This is a genomic window from Micromonospora sp. NPDC049204, from assembly GCF_040647935.1.
Lineage (GTDB): Bacteria > Actinomycetota > Actinomycetes > Mycobacteriales > Micromonosporaceae > Micromonospora.
This window is the reverse complement of sequence record NZ_JBEZDC010000028.1, coordinates 1-18,387: the sequence shown is the minus strand read 5'-3', so window position 1 is coordinate 18,387 and position 18,387 is coordinate 1. Positions and strand designations below refer to the sequence as shown.

At 73.9% G+C, this 18,387-nt stretch carries 12 protein-coding genes; 9 read left to right on the top strand and 3 right to left on the bottom strand.

The window, feature by feature from the left end:
• Nucleotides 1–47: 47 nt before the first annotated feature.
• Together AB0A90_RS33315 and AB0A90_RS33310 are read left to right on the top strand one after the other, a co-directional pair.
• Nucleotides 48–1,154, top strand: coding sequence for a nucleotide disphospho-sugar-binding domain-containing protein (locus tag AB0A90_RS33315; protein ID WP_357255722.1), 1,107 nt, complete (start codon nucleotides 48–50; stop codon nucleotides 1,152–1,154).
• Nucleotides 1,155–1,209: 55 nt separating this feature from the next.
• Nucleotides 1,210–1,776, top strand: a complete 567-nt coding sequence (locus AB0A90_RS33310) for a dienelactone hydrolase family protein (RefSeq protein ID WP_357255720.1) — start codon at nucleotides 1,210–1,212, stop codon at nucleotides 1,774–1,776.
• Nucleotides 1,777–1,818: 42 nt separating this feature from the next.
• On the opposite strand, the gene AB0A90_RS33305 is transcribed toward AB0A90_RS33310, so the two are convergent.
• Both AB0A90_RS33305 and AB0A90_RS33300 read right to left on the bottom strand, forming a co-directional pair.
• Complete coding sequence (locus tag AB0A90_RS33305) at nucleotides 1,819–2,541, bottom strand: hemerythrin domain-containing protein (RefSeq protein ID WP_357255718.1); 723 nt, start codon at nucleotides 2,539–2,541, stop codon at nucleotides 1,819–1,821.
• Nucleotides 2,542–2,598: 57 nt separating this feature from the next.
• A complete protein-coding gene (locus AB0A90_RS33300) occupies nucleotides 2,599–5,883 on the bottom strand; it encodes a BTAD domain-containing putative transcriptional regulator (RefSeq protein ID WP_357255716.1) in 3,285 nt (1,094 codons plus the stop codon).
• 145 nt (nucleotides 5,884–6,028) lie between these two features.
• Between AB0A90_RS33300 and AB0A90_RS33295 the strand changes: the two genes are divergently transcribed.
• Entirely contained in the window at nucleotides 6,029–6,844 is an 816-nt protein-coding gene (locus AB0A90_RS33295) for a class I SAM-dependent methyltransferase (RefSeq protein WP_357255714.1), read from the top strand.
• A 55-nt stretch (nucleotides 6,845–6,899) separates the two neighbouring features.
• The gene (locus tag AB0A90_RS33290; RefSeq protein WP_357255712.1) at nucleotides 6,900–7,463 is read left to right on the top strand and encodes a YciI family protein; all 564 of its coding nucleotides are present in this window, start codon (nucleotides 6,900–6,902) and stop codon (nucleotides 7,461–7,463) included.
• Here the strand turns inward: AB0A90_RS33290 and AB0A90_RS33285 are convergent.
• Nucleotides 7,447–9,612, bottom strand: a complete 2,166-nt coding sequence (locus AB0A90_RS33285) for an adenylate/guanylate cyclase domain-containing protein (RefSeq protein WP_357255710.1) — start codon at nucleotides 9,610–9,612, stop codon at nucleotides 7,447–7,449. The genes AB0A90_RS33290 and AB0A90_RS33285 overlap by 17 nt on opposite strands.
• A 193-nt stretch (nucleotides 9,613–9,805) precedes the next feature.
• Between AB0A90_RS33285 and AB0A90_RS33280 the strand changes: the two genes are divergently transcribed.
• From AB0A90_RS33280 to AB0A90_RS33260, 5 genes are all read left to right on the top strand, one after another.
• Nucleotides 9,806–12,700: an AAA family ATPase gene (locus AB0A90_RS33280; RefSeq protein ID WP_357255708.1), complete on the top strand. Its 2,895-nt coding sequence runs from the start codon at nucleotides 9,806–9,808 to the stop codon at nucleotides 12,698–12,700.
• A 135-nt stretch (nucleotides 12,701–12,835) separates the two neighbouring features.
• Nucleotides 12,836–13,606, top strand: a complete 771-nt coding sequence (locus AB0A90_RS33275) for a DUF5995 family protein (protein WP_357255706.1) — start codon at nucleotides 12,836–12,838, stop codon at nucleotides 13,604–13,606.
• A 374-nt stretch (nucleotides 13,607–13,980) separates the two neighbouring features.
• Entirely contained in the window at nucleotides 13,981–14,382 is a 402-nt protein-coding gene (locus tag AB0A90_RS33270; protein ID WP_357255704.1) for a hypothetical protein, read from the top strand.
• A gap of 87 nt (nucleotides 14,383–14,469) precedes the next feature.
• Nucleotides 14,470–16,566, top strand: a complete 2,097-nt coding sequence (locus AB0A90_RS33265; RefSeq protein ID WP_357255702.1) for an amino acid transporter — start codon at nucleotides 14,470–14,472, stop codon at nucleotides 16,564–16,566.
• Between the two features lie 173 nt (nucleotides 16,567–16,739).
• Nucleotides 16,740–18,257: a hypothetical protein gene (locus AB0A90_RS33260; protein ID WP_357255700.1), complete on the top strand. Its 1,518-nt coding sequence runs from the start codon at nucleotides 16,740–16,742 to the stop codon at nucleotides 18,255–18,257.
• Nucleotides 18,258–18,387 lie beyond the last annotated feature (130 nt).

Here is an 18,387-nt window from a genome sequence, read left to right as displayed (position 1 = left end):
CGGTCGCAGGGCCTCGCGGGTGTGGTGGTCGACATAGGATCCTGCCCATGCGTGTGCTGGTGGTCTCCGCGCCCCTGGTCGGGCACGTCTTCCCGCTGGTGCCGCTCGCCGTCGCGCTGCGCGACGCCGGCCACGACGTGCTGCTGGCCACCGGAGGTGGTGGCCTGGCCGCCGCCGACGCGGGTCTGCCGGTGCACGACATCGCACCGGGCTTCGACTTCGGCCGAATCGCGCTGCGGGTCTTTCCCCGCCATCCGCTGATCGCGCGCGCCGAAATGGCCGGCACCGCCGGCACCCGGGGCGCCGGCCTGCTGTTCGGCGCGCTCAACGACCAGCTCACCGACCCGGTGGTCGCGCTGGCCACCCGGTGGCGACCGGATCTGGTGCTGCACGAGCCGTTCGCGGTCGCCGGCGCGGTGGCCGCCGCGCGGCTCGATGTGCCGGCCGTACGCCAGGAGAACGCCCTGTTCGACGGCCGGGACCTGGTCCGCGCCACCGTCGTCCGACTCGGTGGCGCACTACGCCGGCACGGCCTGAGCGAGCTGCCGCCACCCGCCGCAGCCCTCGCCGTGGCCCCGCCCAGCGTGGCCGCGCAGGGCGGTTGGCCGATGCGCTACACGTCCTACGTCGGCGGCGGCGAGCTGCCGGCCTGGCTGCGCGAGCCGGGCGACCGGCCCCGGATCCTGGTCACCCGCAGCACCCTGACCGGCCCCGGCGACCGAGGTCCGATGCCCGCCGTGGTCACCGCCGCCGCCGACGTGGACGCCGAGATCGTGCTGGTCCGCCCAGACGAGCGGTCGGCGCGTTCGCTGCCCCCGAACGTGCGGGTGGTCGACTGGATTCCGCTCGACGAGGCGTTACCGGCGAGCGCGGCGCTGGTGCACCACGGCGGTGCGGGCAGTGCCTTCGGCGCCCTCGCCGCCGGCCTGCCCCAACTCGCCACCGTGGGTCCGGGGGACCGGCGGCACAACGCCGAGCTGTTGGCTCGCCGGGGCGTCGGCCTGGCGCTGCGCCCCCGGGACATCACCGCGCAGGCCCTGACCCGGTTGCTCACCGACGAGCGCCTGCGTACCGCCGCGGGCCAGGTCAGTCGCGAGATCGCCGCGATGCCACCGCCGAGCGACCTGGTCGCGCGGCTGACCGCGTTGGTCTGACGTCCGCCCCGCGTGCCCACACCGGACGGACCCGTGACTGCGGCAGGATGACGTGATGTCACACGTCCTGCTGTTCCACTCCGTGTACGGGCTGCGGCCCGCCGTGCGCGCGACCGCCGACCGGTTACGCGCCGCCGGGCACCAGGTCAGCACCCCCGACCTGTACGGCGTGCCGGCCACGGACACCGTCGAGGAGGGCTTCGCGCTGCTCGACAAGATCGGCCACGACGTGGTGCTGGACCGGGCCCGAGCCGCGCTGCGCGACCTGCCACCGGAGACGGTGCTCGCCGGCCTCTCGATGGGCGCCGGCGTGGCCGGGGCGCTGCTGGCCGAGCGCCCCGCCGCCGCCGGTCTACTTCTGCTGCACGGCACCGGTGGCGCACCGGACGCGGTCCGGCCCGGGATACCGGTGCAGCTGCACCTCGCCGACCCCGACCCGTACGACGCGCCGGACGAGGTCGACGAGTGGCAGCAGGCGATGACCGACGCCGGTGCCGAGTTGACGGTCTTCCGCTATCCCGGCGCGGGGCACCTGTTCACCGACCCGGACCTGAGCGAGTACGCCCCGAGCGCCGACGCGGAGACCTGGCCGCGGGTGCTGGCCTTCCTCGCTGCCGGCTGACGAGCCGTCGACCCCGGGGCCTGGGTCGGTGGCCGGCCTCGCTCAGCGTGCGGCGGCGCCGATGCGCGGGGGAGTCGCGGTGCCGTGCACCCGCTTGGCGTGGGCGGCGAAGAGCCGGGGGGCGATGATCGGCATGAGCAGCCGGGCCGGCAGCGGGGCGTGCGCCAGCACCGCCTTGATCACCTCGGGGTCGCCCTCGTACATGGCCAGGCCGAAGGCCAGCGGCAGCCGCTTCTTCGGGGTCTTACCCATCCCGTGCTCGCCGAGTTCCATCCACTCCGCGGCGGTGACGTGCCGTTCGGCCAGCGGCAGGATCTCGCTCTCCTCCATGGCCATGTGTTCGGTCAGCGCGGTGCGGAGGTGCTCGAAGGCGTCGGCGAGGTGGTCACCACCGTGCCCGGTACGCCGCCACCCCGGCAGCAGGGCCACCACCGCCGCGTGGGCCTCCTCGATGGCGTGGTGCTGCGCCTCCATGGTGGGGACGATGGCCGCGGCCTCCGCGCCGCCGCGCGCCAGTAGTCGGGGCCACAGCAGCAGGTCCTCGCCCTCATGGTGCAGGTGCAGGGTGTGACAGAGCATCTCGGCGTGGGCGCCGACGACCTCCGCGCGGCCGACGTCGCCCGGCCTGACGTCGCGGACGAGCTGCGGCAGCAGGCCGAACTCGCGACGGAAGACGGTGTGCGCCATGTACATGTCGCGGACGTCGGCCATGGATTCGCGGTGGTTCTGGTTCACGGTGACCTTTCCGAGGAAATCAACTGACACAGATCTGTTGATCATGCTCGGTGGCACTTGGAATCGGCTTGGAACCCAGTAACCGGTTCAGTCGGCCAACGCGGCCGTCGACTCGGCCAGCCAGTGCGGCGACTCCCACCGGCGGGCCACCCCGGCCGCCAGGGTGAAGTGCCGGGCCGCCTCCTCGGTGCGTCCCACCAGCCGGAACAGCTCCCCGAGCGTCAGCGCGACCGGTCGCACCACGGCCGCGGTGGTGGAGAAACCAGCCAGTTGGTCGCGGACCGGGAGCAGGGCGTCGATCACGGGCTGGGCCAGGTCTCGCCGACCCAGGGCCACGATGACCATGCCGCGTACGCTGAGCAGCGCCGACTCGAAGTAGTCCGGGCGGTAGGCGTGCCGACCGATCGGCATGGCCCGCGCCTCGTCCACCCGTCCGCTCTCGATCAGCGCCAGCGCCAGCAGGTCGTCCACGATCGGCCCCAGCGACCGACGGATGCGGCGGGTCGCCTCCAGATGCTCGCCGAAACGTCCCTGGCTGATCAGCAGGGTCCCGACCGAAAAATAGTGGAACGCCTCGGCGTGCAGCGAACCCTGGCGCCGCATCTGCACGGCCACCTCGTCGTAGTGTCGGCGAGCGGCGACGAAGTCGCCGGCGATGTGCGCGAGGGCACCCCGCCCGCACAGGTAGATCACCTGTCCCTCGTTGAGCTGGTACGTCTCGGCCAGCCACCCCTGTCGGGCGATCGCGGCGCGAACCTCGGCCGGTTCGGTGAGCGCGGCGGCGCAGTGGGCGAGCACCTGCTCGGCGACCCAGCGGTAGATCACCAGCCCGTGCTCGTCGGCGAGGTCGCGCAACTCCAGGGCCAACTCCCGACGGTGCGGCGCCTCCCGCTCGTAGCTCATGGTCCGGACCCGGGCGGCCAGCCCCAGGGCGCGCAGCTCCGGGTCGCCCAGCCGCCGGGCGATCGTCAGCGCCTCCCGCCCGGCCGACACACCCCGGGGGTCCGACTCGCCGTCCAACTCGGTGGCCAGGGCGTCGAGCAGACGGCAGCGGGCCACCGGGTCCAGGTCGTCGGACCGCAACAGCCGGCTGAGCAGCTCGACGACCCGATGGTCCACGACGCCGTACGCGTGTGTCAGCCACGGCGTGGGGACGGTCCACGCGGTGAACGCCGCGATCAGCAGCTCGTCCCGGCCGGACGCGACGGCCACGTCCACGGCTCGGGCGCGGGTCTGCCGGGCGGCGGCCACCGCACCGGCCCGAGCCTGCGCGCGTAACAGCCGGCCGAGCAGGTCGACCCGCAGCGCGTCGCGATCCCCGGTGACCGACCCGGCGGCGTCGACGGCGTTGCCGAGCACCTCGACCGCCGCGTCGTACGCGTACCGCCGCTCCGCCAGCTCGGCGGCGCGGATGGCGTAGTCGACGGCGAGCGGAGCGGTGTCGGCCGACGCCGCACGGGCGTAGTGGTGCGCCAGGGCCGGATAGTGGTCGGGTGCCAACCGCCGGGTGGCGGCGGCGATCCGGGCGTGCAGTCGGGTGCGGCGCAGGTGGGGCAGGTCGGTGTAGATGGTGTCGCGGACCAGCCCGTGCACGAAGCGAACCCGCCCCGGCGCCGGTTCGGTGAGCAGCCCGGCGGCCAGCCCGATCTCCAGCGCTTCGAGGGTGGCGGTCTCGTCGGTGTCGGCGGCGTCGAGGAGTGTCGGCACGTCCGCCTCCCGGCCGAGCGTGGCGGCGAGGCGCAGCACCGCGACCGCCGGCGACGGCAGGCGCGACAGTCGTCGGCGCAGCACGTCGCGTACCCCGTCCGGCACGTCGCTGGTGGCGACGAGCGTGCCCTCGGCGGCGAGGAGCCGCGCCGACTCGCGTACGTAGAAGGGGTTGCCGCCGGTCCGCTCGGTCAGCGCGGCGACCGTCTCCGCGTCGACGGGTCGCCGGGCGAGCGCCCCGAGCAGTGTCTCGATCTCGGCCGTCGTCAGGCCACCCAGCCGGATCCGGTGGGGAGACCGACGGGCCAGGACGGCCATCGTGTCGGCGAGCCGCTCGCGGTTGTCGGCGGGGCGTAGCGCCGCGACGACCAGCACGGCCTCGGTGGTCACCTCGATGACGCTGTTCAGCAGGAGCAGCGTCTCGGCGTCGGCGGCGTGCAGGTCGTCGAGGATGACGGCGACCGGTCGGCGGATCGCGGCCGCGTCCAACCAGGCGCCAACGGCGTGGTGCAGCCGGAACCGGCCGGCGGTGACGTCGCCCCCGGACTCGCCGGCGCTTCCGCCGAGCAGCGGGACGAGCGCCGGCGCGAGATCACCCGGCGGCACCTGCTCGGCGAGTTGCCGCAGCGCCTCGACCCAGGCCCAGGCCGGCGGGGCGCCCTCGACCTCGGGGCAGCGGCCGACGGCGACCAGCCAGTCGCGGGCGGTGAGCGCCTCCCGGAAGCGGGCGAGCAGACTCGTCTTGCCCGCGCCGGCCTCCCCGCTGAGCAGCGCCACCCGCGGCCCGCCCGCCACCGCCTCGGCGGCGGCCCATCCCAGAGCGGCCAGCTCGGTCTCCCGCCCGACGAACACCTCAGCGGTCGCCGGTCGCCCGGTGTCGACGCGTGCCGCGGCCACCCGTGGGAGCAGGTCGAGTCGTTGGCCCAGGATGGCGGACTCCAGCTCGACCAACGCCGGGCCCGGATCCAGGCCGAGTTCGTCCACGAGGGTCGCCCGCGCCCGGCGCAGCGCGGCGAGCGCGTCGCCCTGCCGGCCGGCCCGCCACAACGCCAATGCCAGCAGCCGCCAACTCTCCTCCCGCAGCGGCGCCTGCCGGGTCAGCACCTCCGCCTCCGCCACCGCCTCGGCCGCGTCGCCGCACCGCACGACCACGTCGAGCAGCGACTCCCGGGCGCCGAGCCGCAGCTCCTCCAGCCGCAGCACCTCGGCCTGCGCCCACGGCTCCCCGGCGAACTCGGCGTACGCCCGACCGCGCCACAGGTCGAGCGCGCCGCTCAGCAGCAGCCGCGCCCGACCCGGATCGGTGGCACTGGCTGTGCGCGCCTCGACGAGCAGCGTCTCGAACCGGCCGGCGTCGACGGCCTCGGTGGGCACCCGGATCGCATAGCCGGGCGGCGCGGTGACCAGGACCCGCGCCGGCGTGCGGCGCTCGCGGGACGGCTCCAACAGGCGGCGCAGGTGCGAGACGTACGCCTGGACGGAGGCGATCGCCCGTGGCGGCGCGTCACCCCGCCACAGGTCCTCGATCATCTGACCGACGGAGACGACCTCGCCTCGGGCCGCCAGCAGCCGCGCGAGCACGGCGCGTTGGCGGGGGCCGCCGAGGTCGACCGGTCCGCCTGTGTCGACCTCGACCTCAAGCGGCCCGAGCACCCGTAGCAGCATGACCGACCAATCCTAGTCACCGCTGCCGGTGGACAACGGACACCCAGCTCACCGGGGGTACGGGCGGCGTCGAGGGCGCGGGGCAACCCCGGCAGATCCCGTTGGATATCGTCGCCACCAGCAAGATCCTGAGCGGGGGGACGCGGTGCCGACGACAGCTTTCGACGAACACGAGCGGGTGCGCTGGGCCGGGCGCGCGACGGCGTACGACGGCAGTTTCGCCGCCCTCTGCGCCCATCCCGCCCCGGCGTTGCTGGACGCCGCGGGCGTCGCCGCGGGCATGCGGGTGCTGGACGCGGGCACCGGCTCCGGCACCGTGGCCGCGCTGGCGAGCGCTCGGGGCGCCACCGTCGTGGCCGTCGATGCCGAGCCCAGCATGGTCGAGCTGGTGCGCGGCCGGGTCCCGTCCGCCGAGGTTCGCCTCGCGGCCCTGCCCCATCTGCCGTTTCCCACCGGGCACTTCGACGCGGCCGTGGCGAACTTCGTGATCAATCACGTCGGCGATCCGGTGGCCGCGATCAGCGAACTGCGACGGGTCGTCCGGCCGGCCGGTCGGATCGCGGTGACGATCTGGCCCGACCCGCCACCCGAGGCGCAGCGGCTCTGGGGAGCGGTGTTCGACGCCGCCGGGGTCGGGCGCCCGACCTCGGTGCCGACGGTGGACGCGGAGCGGGACTTCCCGCGTACCCCGGACGGGTTCGCGGGTCTGCTCGACGCCGCCGGTCTCGCCGACGCGCGCTGCGACACGATCACCTGGGCGCACCGCACCCACCCCGATGCCTGGTGGAGCGGCCCGGCCAACGGCATCAGCAAGGCGGGTCTGGTGCTGGCGGCCCAGCCGCCGGAGGTGATCACCCGCATCCGTGCCGCGTACGACGAGCTGACCGCCGCCTACCGCGACGCGGACGGTCTGCTCGTCCTGCCGACCGCGGCGCTGCTGGCCTCGGCGTCCGTGCCGTAGGCCACGGGCGACACCCGGCCACCCGGCGGTCTGCCCCACGGCGAGAATGCGTGGCATGGAATTCCTGTGCTATCACCGCGACCGGCCCGACTCGGGGACGTTGCGCGACGAGTTGTTGGCCGAACACTGGTCCTACATGGACCGGTACGCGGAGGAGTTGATCGCCCGCGGCCCCACCCTGTCCGGTGACACCGCCACCGGCAGCGTGCACATCGTCGACCTGCCCGATCCGGCCGCCGCGCGGACGTTCGCCTTCGACGAGCCCAACTACCAGGCCGGCGTGTACCGGGATGTGCTGCTGCGCCGATGGCGCAACACGCTGGGCCGCACCATGTGGGACTTCCCCGGTGGTCGGGACGGCGGCAACCGCTACCTGGTGCTCGGCCTCGGCGCGGGGCAGGCCGTCGACCTGCCCGTGCCACCCGACCCGGACGAGCTGATCGCGTACGGGCCGCTGCTGTCCGACGACGGCGACACGTGGCTCGGCACCGCCGCGCTGGTCCGGGCGCCGACCCCGGACGCGGCGCGCGCCATCCTGACCGTGGACCGGTACGCCGACGTCGAGGTGCACAACTGGCAGTTCGGCGGGCGGCCGCCCGGGGTCAGTCGTTCGTCGTGACGTACCCGCCTGAGGCGGGCTGCCCGTAGCCCAGGCTGTCTGGCTGGCGGATCAACGGTGGGACGGGTAAGGCGCGTACCCGATCGGGCAGCCCGCCGACGCCGGTGCCGGGTCTCGTCGACCCCGGCACGGCGGGCACCGCGCGGATCGCCACCGGGATGCGGTCGATGGCCGAGGGCCAGTGGCCGCCCGTATTGGCCTGCGCCACCGCGGCCGGCACCGCCGAGGTCGGTGGCACGCCACCGGCCGGCGCGACGGTTCGGAGCCGGTTGACGCCCGACACACGGTTGGTTCCGCGGGGCGGCGCGGCCGGCGGAGTCGCCATCGTCGGGGCGGGGAGGCGCGGCGGGCCGGATCCTGGCGCGGGGGCCAACGCCACGAGGGCGGTGTCGCGGCGTGGGGCGTCGGCGGCCCGGCGGGTGAAGACGGCCCGCAGCGCGCGGGGCAACCGCTCGGCGGCGACCTGGCGCAGCGCGGGCGAGGCGAACGCGTACCCCCCGGTGCGCTGGGGGATGAGCAGTCCGGCGGCGACCAGCCGGCGTAGTGCCGACACGGACCGGCCGGGCGTCCAGCCGAGCGCGCGGTCGACCGTCGCGCCGGAGACCACGCCGCCCAGGACACCGGCGGCCATCAGGACCGCTCGCCGCTCACCATCGAGGTGGTCCACCTCGGCGCCGACGGTCCGGCGGACCGCCTCGGGCAGCGGGAGCACCGCCGGGTCGGCCCCGGCCGCGATCGACGCCACGTACGCCGTCGCGTGCCCGGGCCGACCGCCCACCAACGGCAGCAGCCGGTCCACCAGGGTCACCGGCTGACCGGACCGGGTCAGGAGATGGCGCAGCAGTCGCCCGGACTGCACAGTGGCCAGCGGTCGGATCGCCATCCGGCGGGCTGGGCCAGGCCGGGTGTCGGCCCACTGCGGTTGGTGCAGGGTGACCACGGCCAGTGGTAGCCGCCGTGCCGTCGCCACGTCGAACAGCGCCCGTAGGAATCCGCTCACCGCGGGCGCCGCCCGGTCCACGTCGTCCACCGCGACGACAAGCGGCGCCTGGCTGGCCAGCCGCAGCAGGACGTCGCGGCAGATCGCCGCGCCGGCCACCGCCGCGGCGGAGTCGTCCGGGTTGCTCAGCATCCGCCGCAGCGTCGGGATCGCGGCGGCGACCCGCGCCGGTGGGAACAGGGCGGTCAGGGCGGCGACGAGCCGGTCGTGGACCGCCGCCGGGCCGTCACGGCGTCGGACCCCGGCGACACCGCGGAGCAGCTCGGCGACCGGTTCCAGAACCTGATCGGGGTACGGCTGGCAGGCCGCCACGGACCAGCGCACCGAAGCGCCGTCCACCGTGGTCAGCCCACGGGTCATCTCGTGCAGCAGCCGGCTGCGGCCACTGCCGGTGGGCCCGACCAGCGAGACCCAGCACGGGTTCCGCTCCCGGATGGCCAGGGTCAGCTGGTCGCGGATCGTGGCCAGCTCGCGGCGGCGACCGATCAGCGGACCGTCGTGCCGGTCCGGGCCGGGTCGGACGGCGCCGATGGCCTGCCAGAGCGGCCCCGGCGACATCCGGCCGGCGACCGGCACCGGTGGCAGCTGACGCTGGGTGATCAGGCCGGCGGTGGCCCGTGCGGTGGCCGCGCAGAGCGCGACCGCACCCGGTGGGGCGTACTCCTGGAGGCGGGCCGCGGTGGTGATCACCGCGCCGCTGGCCACGCCGTGCCCGCCGCTGACCGCGTCGCCCAGGTCGACCACGACCTCGCCGGTGGCGACACCGACGCGCACCCGCAGTCGGATGTCCCCGACCATCGGCCGGCGGTCCAGCGCGGCCTGGATCTCGAGTCCGGCCCGCACCGCGCGGTACGCGTCGAAGCCGTCGGAGCGCCGAGCGCCGAAGAGCGCCATCACGGCGTCGCCGACGTACTTCTCCACCACTCCCTGCCAGCGGTGCAGCACGCCGGTGACGGTGTCGAAGTAGACCCGCTGCATCGCGCGGACGTCCTCCGGGTCGAGTCGGCTCACCAACGCCGTGGAGCCGACGATGTCGGCGAAGAGCACCGTGACGGTGCGTCTCTCCTCCGGCACGGGCCAGTGCGGGGGCACGGGCCGCCGTGCGTCGCCGGCGATGATGATGCTGCTGGTAGTAGCGATGGTGGTCATGGCTTCGCACCAACCCTTCCCCCCGCTGATGCCAGGTGACCTCCGGAGATTGGCATCCCTGAGCTGACCGGGGATCTGCCGAACGACGTATGTCGGCCACCCGCAACCTTTTGTCGCAAAGTCGACGCGAGGAGTACCAGAAGCGGCAGTTGGCCGTAGAACGGTTCGGGGACCTGTGATTAGGCTGCGTGCCATGGCCAGCGATGGGGACACCGCACCGCTCGTGGGCCGGGCCGAGCTGGTGCAGACGGTTCGGGCCGCGCTGCACGGTGACGCCGCGCACGGGCAGACCGCCGCCGTCTTCCTGACCGGTGAGAGCGGTGTGGGCAAGACCCGGCTGTTGGGTGAGGTCGCCGACCAACTGCGTGCCCAGGGCGCCGTGGTGCTCACCGGCAGCTGCCTGGACATCGGCGACGCCTCCCCGCTGCACCCGCTGTTGCAGGCGCTGCGCCGCTTCGACGCCGATCTGTCCACCTCGCACGCCCGCACCTCCTCCGCGGTGCGAGGGCTGCTGCAGATGTTCGCCGACGAGACCGCCAGCCCGGACGGCGCGGGCGCGTTGCTGGAGCGGGCCAGCCGCGGGCTGCACCTGATCGCCGAGGGCAGACCACTGGTGCTCATCCTCGACGACCTGCAGTGGGTCGACCGGAGCACCCGACAGTTGCTGCTCTACCTGTTGGCCGGGCTCGGCGACCTCCAGCTCTCCGTGCTGGCGGCGGTGCGCGCCGAGTCGCTGCAGGGCGCGCACCCGCTGCGCCGGGTGCTCACCGAGCTGCGTCGGCTGCGTACGGTGCGGGTGCTCGACCTGGCTCCGCTGGGCCGGGCCGACACCGAGAAGCTCGCTGCCGCGGTGGTCGGCCGGACGCTGCCCGCCGAGGCGGCCGAGCAGATCTGGCAGCGCAGCGGCGGCAACCCGTTCGTCATCGAGGAGCTGGCCCGCGATCTCCGCGACGGCCGCGACGGCCTGTCCGAGACGTTGCGGGAGATCTTCCTCGACCGGGTCGACGCGCTGCCCCAGCACGCCCACGCGGTGGTGCACGCGGTCGCCGCCGGTGTCGAGCCGGTCCAGCACTGGCTGCTGGCGCAGGTGCTGCGGTTGCCCGAGGACGAGCTGATCGACGCGGCCCGCGCCGCGGTGGCCCACCGGCTGCTGGTCGGCGCCGACGACGGTTACCGGCTGCGGCACCGCCTGGTTGCCGAGGTGCTCGCGCACGAACTGCTGCCGGCCGAGCGTTCCGGGCTGCACCGCCGCTACGCCGAGGCGCTGACCGCCGCGCCGGGTGAGCTGCACCAGGCCCGGCTGGCGCACCACTGGCGGTTGGCCGGTGAGCCGGCGCGCGCGTTGCCGGCCGCGGTGGCGGCGGCGCAGGAGGCCGAGCGGCTGCACGGTTACGCCGAGGCGCACCGGCACTGGTCGGCGGCGTTGCAACTGGCCGCCGAGCCGGGACCGTTGGCGGTGGACCGGGTCGAGCTGCTCAAGAACGCCGCCGAGGCGGCCCACCACTGCGGGGAGCACGCCCGCGCGCTGGTCCTCCTGGAAGAGGTGGCCGCGCTGCCGGGTGGCGAGCCCAGCGCGCTGCACATCCGCCGGGCCCGCTACCTGGCCGCCGCCGGCCGCTCGGCGCTGGCCGAGGAGGAATACCAGCGGGCGCTGACCGCCGCCGACTGTTCCCCGCGCGACCGGGCCACGGCCGCCGCCCGCCTCGCCGAGCTGCTCCTGCACCTGGGCCGCTACGCCGACGCCGGCAGGTGGGCCCGGGAGGCGCTGGCGTTGGCCGCCGACGTGGAGGGCTCCGCCACCGAGGTGGTGCTGGCCAGCTCGGCGCTGGGCTTCAGCGACGCCTACCTGGAGGACCCGGACGCGGGGCTCGCGGTGATGCGCGACGCCCTCGACACCGCCGAGCGCGCCGGCCAGCCCGAGGATGTGGCCTGCGCGTACCTGCACCTGGCGGAGCTGTTGACCGGGCCACTGAACATCCTCGAAGAGGGCGTGGTGGTCGCCCGTCGTGGCGCCGAGCGGGTCGCCGAACTGGGGTTGGGCCGCACCTGGGAGACCCGGCTGCTGGCCGTCGCCATCAACGGCCTGTTCCGGGTGGGCCAGTGGGCCGAGGCGGAGAAGGTGGTCGCCGCCGCCCTGCGGCACCGACCGTCCGGTGCGGACGCCGTCGAGCTGCTGCTGGCCCGGTGCCGGCTGTCGGTGGGCTACGGCGACATCGACGCTGCCAGCCGTGACCTCGACGCGGTGGCGACCCTGCTCGCCGGTGGTGGGGCGCGGCACGTCATTCCGCTGCTCACCCTGCGCGCCGGGCTGGCCATGTGGGAAGGCCGGCACGACGTGGCGCGGTTGGCGGTGCAACGGGGCCTCACCGAGAGCCGGTCCGACGACGTGACGATCCTGTCGGCGCTGGTCTGGCACGGCCTGCGAGCCGAGGCCGAGGCGCACGCCAGTCGTGCCGTGGCGGTGGACCCGACGGTGGTGCGTCGGCTGCGTGACGTGGCGGACCGGGTGGCCCGAAAGAGCGTCGGCGCGGCCGGTCCGGTGCGCTCGGTGGTGGAGGGGTTCCTGGCGCTCTGCGCCGCCGAGGTGAGCCGCCTCGACAGCAGCGATCCGGACCTGTGGGCCGCGTCCGTCGCCGAGTGGGACCGACGCCACCACCCCTACCCGGCGGCGTACTCGCGGCTGCGGCAGGCCGAGGCGTTGCTGGCCCGCCGCAGCCGGCTGGCCACCGCCGGCAAGCTGCTGCGGGAGGCGTACCGGGTGGCGCAGGGGCTGGGCGCGGTGCCGCTGACCTCGGAGATCCGCGAGCTGGCCGGGCGGGCCCGGGTGTCGCTGGAGGAGCACGAGGTACTCGGCGGCACGAGGAGCGCGCCGGCCGAGGCGTCCGACGACGAGTTGGCGCCGCTCACCGCACGGGAGCGGGAGGTGCTCGCGCTTGTCGCGGAGGGCCTGACCAACAAGGAGATCGGGCAGCGGCTGTTCATCAGCGAGCGGACCATCGGCGTGCACGTGTCGCACATCTTCGACAAGCTCCAGGTCCGTACCCGGGTCCAGGCCAGCGCGATCCAGTTGCGCAACGTCCGAAGCTGACGTTCCACACCGTCCACTGGCGCGTGTGCGTACCGGGATACGTCGTTCTACTGATTCGGTGAGTGGGTGTCGGCTGAAAGGCTGGGCCGCGTCGACGACGGCGCGGGGGATGCCGCCGACCACTATGGAGGAGAGATGACCGCTCCGGTCTGGGGGCCCGTGCACCGGGACATCGTCGACCTGCTCGCCGACCATCCCGCGGACGTGCCGGCCGTGGTCGACCACCTCACCAAACTTCAGGACATGCTGGTGCGGCTTCCTCCGTTGGAGGCCAGTTGCCCGTTGGCCGACTTCAACAGGCTCTACCTGACCATCACCAGCAGTGTGCTGGACGGGCTGTACGAGGATCGTTTCATCGACCCGGCCTTCCTGTCCCGGCTGGACGTGGAGTTCGCCGCGCGGTATTTCGACGCGATGCGGCTCTGGACCGACTCCAGCCCGGGCACCCCGAAGGCGTGGTCGTGCCTCTTCGAGCGGATGCGTGGACCGGACGCCCGTCCGCTGCCGTCGGCGGCGGCGGGGGTCAACGCGCACATCAACTTCGACCTGCCCTTCGCGCTGGTGACCACGTTCGACCACCTGGAGTCGGAGCCGGTCGACGGCAGCGACCAGCACCACGACTACCTGGAGATCAACAAGATCTTCGCGGACAAGATCCCCGGTCTGCGCCGAGGCTATCTGGAGCAGTGGCAGCTGCTCATCGACATGCTCAACGGCGACATCGACGACTGGTACCAGGGGGAGCTGGTCGAGTACACCCGCAATGTCGCCTGGCGTAACGCGCAGAAGATCTGGCGGTGCCGGCACGATCCGGACGCCCGCGAATGTGAGCGCACGCGGTTGGACGACAACGCCGCGGCGCTCGGCCGGCTACTGCTGTCGCCCCTGGGGGCGTTTCTGCAGTAGCCGGGACGGGGGGTCCCCGCGTTCCGCCCCGTGGGGGGTGGCGGAGCGCGGGGGCGCGTCCCATCAGATTCGCCCACCCTCGGGTGGCCGGCCGCGGCCGGTCGACCCAGGGGTGCAGCCGGCCGGCTCCGGGGGGTGCCGACCGTCTGCCACCGTCGGCCGGCCCGGGGGGTGCCGGCCGGCGGTGGGGGAGGGCGTCGCGCTCGTCCCGCCGGTGGCGCATGTCGGGGGTGTCGGCGGGCGCTTAACGGGTACGCCCGCGCCATGACCGTCCTGGCCCGGCGCCGGCCCGCCGCCCGACCCCGGCCCGCGCGGCCCGGCCCGCTGCGGCCAGGTGGCCCGGTGCCGCGACCCACCGTCCGACCCGGTGCGCGATGACCGCTGCCGCGACGCGGTTCGCGTTCCGCTTCGATCCGCTGTTCCGCCCGGTGTTGGCGCTGCTGGGGGTTCGCCCGGCGACGGCCTGGGTCGCCGTAACCGACCGGGATCTGGTGATCCGGTACGGGCCGTGGCAGCTGCGGACCGACCGGGAGAACGTGACAGCCGTCGAGCTGAGCGGTCCGTACCGCTGGTGGCGGGTGATCGGGCCACACGTGTCGCTGGCCGACGGGGGCGCGAGCTTCGGCAGCAGCACGGCCGGCGGGATCTGCCTGCGCTTCGGCGTACCGGTGCCGGCAGTGGTGCCGGGCGGGCGGCCACGACATCCGGCGGCCACGGTGACCGTGGCCGACCCGCCCGCACTGGCCCGCCTGCTCGCCGTACCGGACCTGTCCTGAGCTGGCCATCCACCTGCCCGGTTCCGCCGGTCGGGTCCCGCGCCACCGCCTACCGTCGGATCAGGACCTGTGAGGGTGGGACTGGCGATGGGTGACGAGCACCGGGCGAAACCACGACGTTGGGGCGGACGCCGCCACGCGCCGACGGGGCCGGACCCGGCGCTGCGGGCGGCCCGCGATCCGGCCCGCCCGCACCGGGGTGGCCGGCCGGGTGTCGTGGTGCCCGAACGCGTGGCGACGGCGGCGCGGTCGGCGCCGCCGGCCAGTCCACTGCGCCGGTGGCTCTTCCAGCACCAGGTGCAGCCGCCGGGCCCGGAGGCGGGCGAGGGACAGAACCGTCGGCACGCCTGGTGGCAGGTGATGTGCCTGACCGGCGTCGACTACTTCTCCACGCTGTCGTACCTGCCGGGCATCGCGGCGGTGGCGGCCGGTGCGCTGTCCCCGCTGGCGACCCTGCTGATCGTCGCGCTCACCCTGTTCGGGATGCTGCCGATGTACCGGCGGGTGGCCCAGGAGAGCCCGCACGGGCAGGGGTCGGTGGCGATGCTGGAGCGCCTGCTGCCGTTCTGGCGGGGCAAGATCTTCGTACTCGTGCTGCTCGGCTTCGTGGCCACCTCGTGGATCATCACGATAACCCTCTCCTCGGCGGACGCCACCGTGCACCTGCTGGAGAACCCGTACCTGCCCGACGCGCTGCACGGCCCCGCCGTCCCGGTCGTGGTCACCGTGGTGCTGCTGCTCATCCTCGGCGGGGTGTTCCTGCTCGGCTTCCGCGAGGCGGTGGTGGTGGCCATCCCGCTGGTCGCCGTCTTCCTCGTGCTCAACGCGGTGATCGTCGTGGTGGCCCTGGCCCGGATCGTCGACGACCCGGGCATCGTTTCGGACTGGACCGCCGCGCTGACCACGGGCGGCGGCGGGCCGGGTCACGTGCTGCTCACGGCCGTGCTGGCGTTCCCGCTGCTGGTGCTGGGCCTGTCCGGTTTCGAGACCGGGGTGAGCATGATGCCGCTGGTCCGGGCCGACGGGGCGGACAAGCAGGCCCGGCTCGCCGCCCGGATCCGCAACACACGCCGGCTGCTCACCACCGCCGCGCTGATCATGTCGGTCTACCTCGTCTCGACGACATTCGTGACCACGGCGCTCATCCCGCAGGAGGAGTTCCGGCCCGGAGGGGCGGCCAACGGCCGGGCCCTGGCGTTCCTGGCGCACGCCCAGCTGGGCGAGGCCTTCGGCACCGTCTACGACGTCAGCAGCGTGCTCATCCTCTGGTTCGCCGGCGCCTCGGCGATGGCCGGGCTGATCAACATCGTGCCGCGCTACCTGCCCTCGTACGGCATGGCACCGGAGTGGGCGCGGGCGGTGCGCCCGGTGGTGATCGTCTACACGGTGGTCAGCGTCGCCATCACGATCGCCTTCCGCGCCGACGTCAACGCTCAGGCCGGGGCGTACGCGACGGGCATCCTGGCAATGATGGTCTCCGGCGCGGTGGCGGTGACGATCTCCGCGGTCCGCCACCGCCAGCGCGGCGGAGCCGTCGGGTTCACACTGCTGACCCTGGTGCTGCTGTACGCGTTGCTGGAGAACGTCATCGAGCAGCCGGACGGGATCACCATCTCCGCGTTGTTCATCCTCGGCATCATCGTGGTCTCGTTGGTCTCCCGGGTCACCCGGACCACCGAACTGCGCGCCGAGCGGATCGAGTTCGACGAGCCGGCCCGGCGGTTCATCACCGAGTCGCTGGCCCACGACGGGCAGCTGCACCTGATCGCGAACAAGCGGCAGAGCGGATCGGTGAAGGAGTACACGATCAAGGAACGGGCGCAGCGGGGGATGAATCCGGTGCCCGGTGCGGCGGACGTGCTGTTCCTGGAGATCGACGTGGTCGACCCGTCGGAATTCAGCCAGGTGCTGCGGGTGCACGGGATCGAGGTGGGTGGCTTCCGGGTGTTGCGGGCCAGCAGCCCCGCCGTGCCCAACGCGATCGCCGCGATCCTGTTGGCCCTGCGGGACGCCACCGGGGTGCGGCCGCACGCGCACTTCGAGTGGTCGGAGGGGAGCCCGATCGCGCACCTGGCGCGCTATCTCATCCTCGGTCGTGGGGACACCCCGCCGGTGGTGCGGGAGATCATCCGGCGGACCGAGCGGGACCCGCTGCGTCGTCCCGGCATCCACGTCGGCGGGTGACCGGCTGCCCGTTTGACGGGGTGGAAAGATGAATAGGGGCACTATTCACGTTCACACCTTCCTGTCCGTATTGCGGACCTATCGTGACGTTTGGCGGTCGACGCTACGTCGAGCCCCCCGCGCCCGGATCGGCGCGCGGTCACGTCTTGCAGGCAGGAAGGCAGGCACCTTTGATGTCCACGTACCACGGAGGAGACCGCGAGATCCGACCCAGACGCCGGTCCCGATGGTTCTTGGCCAGCGGGTTGCTGGCCGGAAGCCTGGTCGTGGGAGCGGCCGGCGTGACCGGCGTGGCCGTCGCGGCCGACCGTGACCTCTCCCTTCCCGGTCTGGGCCGGCTGAGCGCGGCGGCCGGCAGCGACGACGACCGCCGTGCCGGCGACCAGGGCGGGGCGCAGCGCGACCCGGACGACGCCGAACGGGGCACTGCCCCCAGCCCGGGCACCGGCAAGCGGGGCGTGGTGTCGGTGCCCTGCGACGCCGCGAAGCTGGTGGCGGCGCTCGTGACGGCCAACGCCGAGGGCGGCGCGGACCTGCGGCTCGCGCCCAGGTGCCGCTACCTGCTCACCGAGGCGTTCCACGAGACCGACCAGTACGACGGCGGGATCCGCGACGCACGGGAGGCGGCCGACGCGGCGGAAACCCCCGGTGACGCCGATGCGCCGCCGCACAACCCGGCCGACGACACCGCTGGCCTGCCGGTGATCTACCAGGCCATCACGATCGACGGCGCCGGCGCCACCATCGCGCGCGACGCCCAGGCCGCGCCGTTCCGCTTCTTCACCGTCCGCGACGGCGGCGAGTTGACCCTGCGCGACGTGGAGCTGCACAACGGCCGCTCGAACATCGAGGGCGGCAGCGTGCACGTGGTGCACGGGGCGACCGCCGTGGTGGAGCGGGTCACCGTCACGCAGAGCACCTCGCTGTCCCCCGAGGGCGGCGGCGGTGGGATCTTCAACGACGGCAACATGGTGGTCACCGACTCCACGTTCGTCGGCAACAGCGCCTCCGGCGCCGCGGGCAAGGGCGGGGGCCTGCTCAACGGTGGCGTGCTGACGCTGAAGCGCTCGGAGTTCCACCGCAACAGCGCCAACGCCTACGGCGGCGGGCTCGGCAACTACCGCGGTGCCGCCGACGTGGAGAGCGTCTCCTTCACCCAGAACAGCGCCGGCCAGGGTGGCGGGCTGGCCAGCTTCTCGGCCCGGACGAAGGTCTCCGACACCGAGCTGCTGAACAACACCGCGCAGGTCGGCGGCGGTGCCGCCAACTCCGACGCGGTGCTGGTGATGCGCACGATGACCATCCGTGGCAACACGTCCACCGTCAACGGCGGCGGTATCTCCACCGTGAAGGGCCTGACGCCGCTCGACGACAGCGTGGTCGACGGCAACACCACCCACGGCGTCGGCGCCGGCATCTACGCCGAGAAGGCGAACCTGCTGGTCCGCGGCAGCGACGTGACCCGCAACGAGGCGGTCGGCGCGGCGTCCAGCGGCGGTGGCATCTACGCGTCCGCGGGTTCGGTGGCGATCTACACCAGCAAGATCACCCACAACGCGTCGACGGTGAAGCCCGGTGGCATCTTCGCCGCCCACGCCCAGGTCAAGATCGACGACGAGAGCGTGGTCATCGAGAACGAGCCGACCAACTGCGAGGGCAGCGCGGTACCTGTCGCGCGCTGCTTCCGCTGAGCCGAACCGCGCACCCATCCGGAGCGCACACCCGGCCGTCCACCGTCGCCGTGCAGCCGGCCGTGAAGGCCCGATCGCCGGCCCGGACCACCCGCGAGTAGCCGTAGTGCCGCTCCCACGGGCCGCCCGA

Bases quoted from the DNA above. Each gene is read 5' to 3' on its own strand.
- AB0A90_RS33270 (WP_357255704.1), top strand. From the start codon at position 13,981: ATGACCGCTGCCGCGACGCGGTTCGCGTTCCGCTTCGATCCGCTGTTC.
- AB0A90_RS33280 (WP_357255708.1), top strand. From the start codon at position 9,806: ATGGCCAGCGATGGGGACACCGCACCGCTCGTGGGCCGGGCCGAGCTG.
- AB0A90_RS33300 (WP_357255716.1), bottom strand. From the start codon at position 5,883: ATGCTGCTACGGGTGCTCGGGCCGCTTGAGGTCGAGGTCGACACAGGC.
- AB0A90_RS33275 (WP_357255706.1), top strand. From the start codon at position 12,836: ATGACCGCTCCGGTCTGGGGGCCCGTGCACCGGGACATCGTCGACCTG.
- AB0A90_RS33290 (WP_357255712.1), top strand. From the start codon at position 6,900: ATGGAATTCCTGTGCTATCACCGCGACCGGCCCGACTCGGGGACGTTG.
- AB0A90_RS33260 (WP_357255700.1), top strand. From the start codon at position 16,740: ATGTCCACGTACCACGGAGGAGACCGCGAGATCCGACCCAGACGCCGG.
- AB0A90_RS33285 (WP_357255710.1), bottom strand. From the start codon at position 9,612: ATGACCACCATCGCTACTACCAGCAGCATCATCATCGCCGGCGACGCA.
- AB0A90_RS33310 (WP_357255720.1), top strand. From the start codon at position 1,210: ATGTCACACGTCCTGCTGTTCCACTCCGTGTACGGGCTGCGGCCCGCC.
- AB0A90_RS33265 (WP_357255702.1), top strand. From the start codon at position 14,470: ATGGGTGACGAGCACCGGGCGAAACCACGACGTTGGGGCGGACGCCGC.
- AB0A90_RS33315 (WP_357255722.1), top strand. From the start codon at position 48: ATGCGTGTGCTGGTGGTCTCCGCGCCCCTGGTCGGGCACGTCTTCCCG.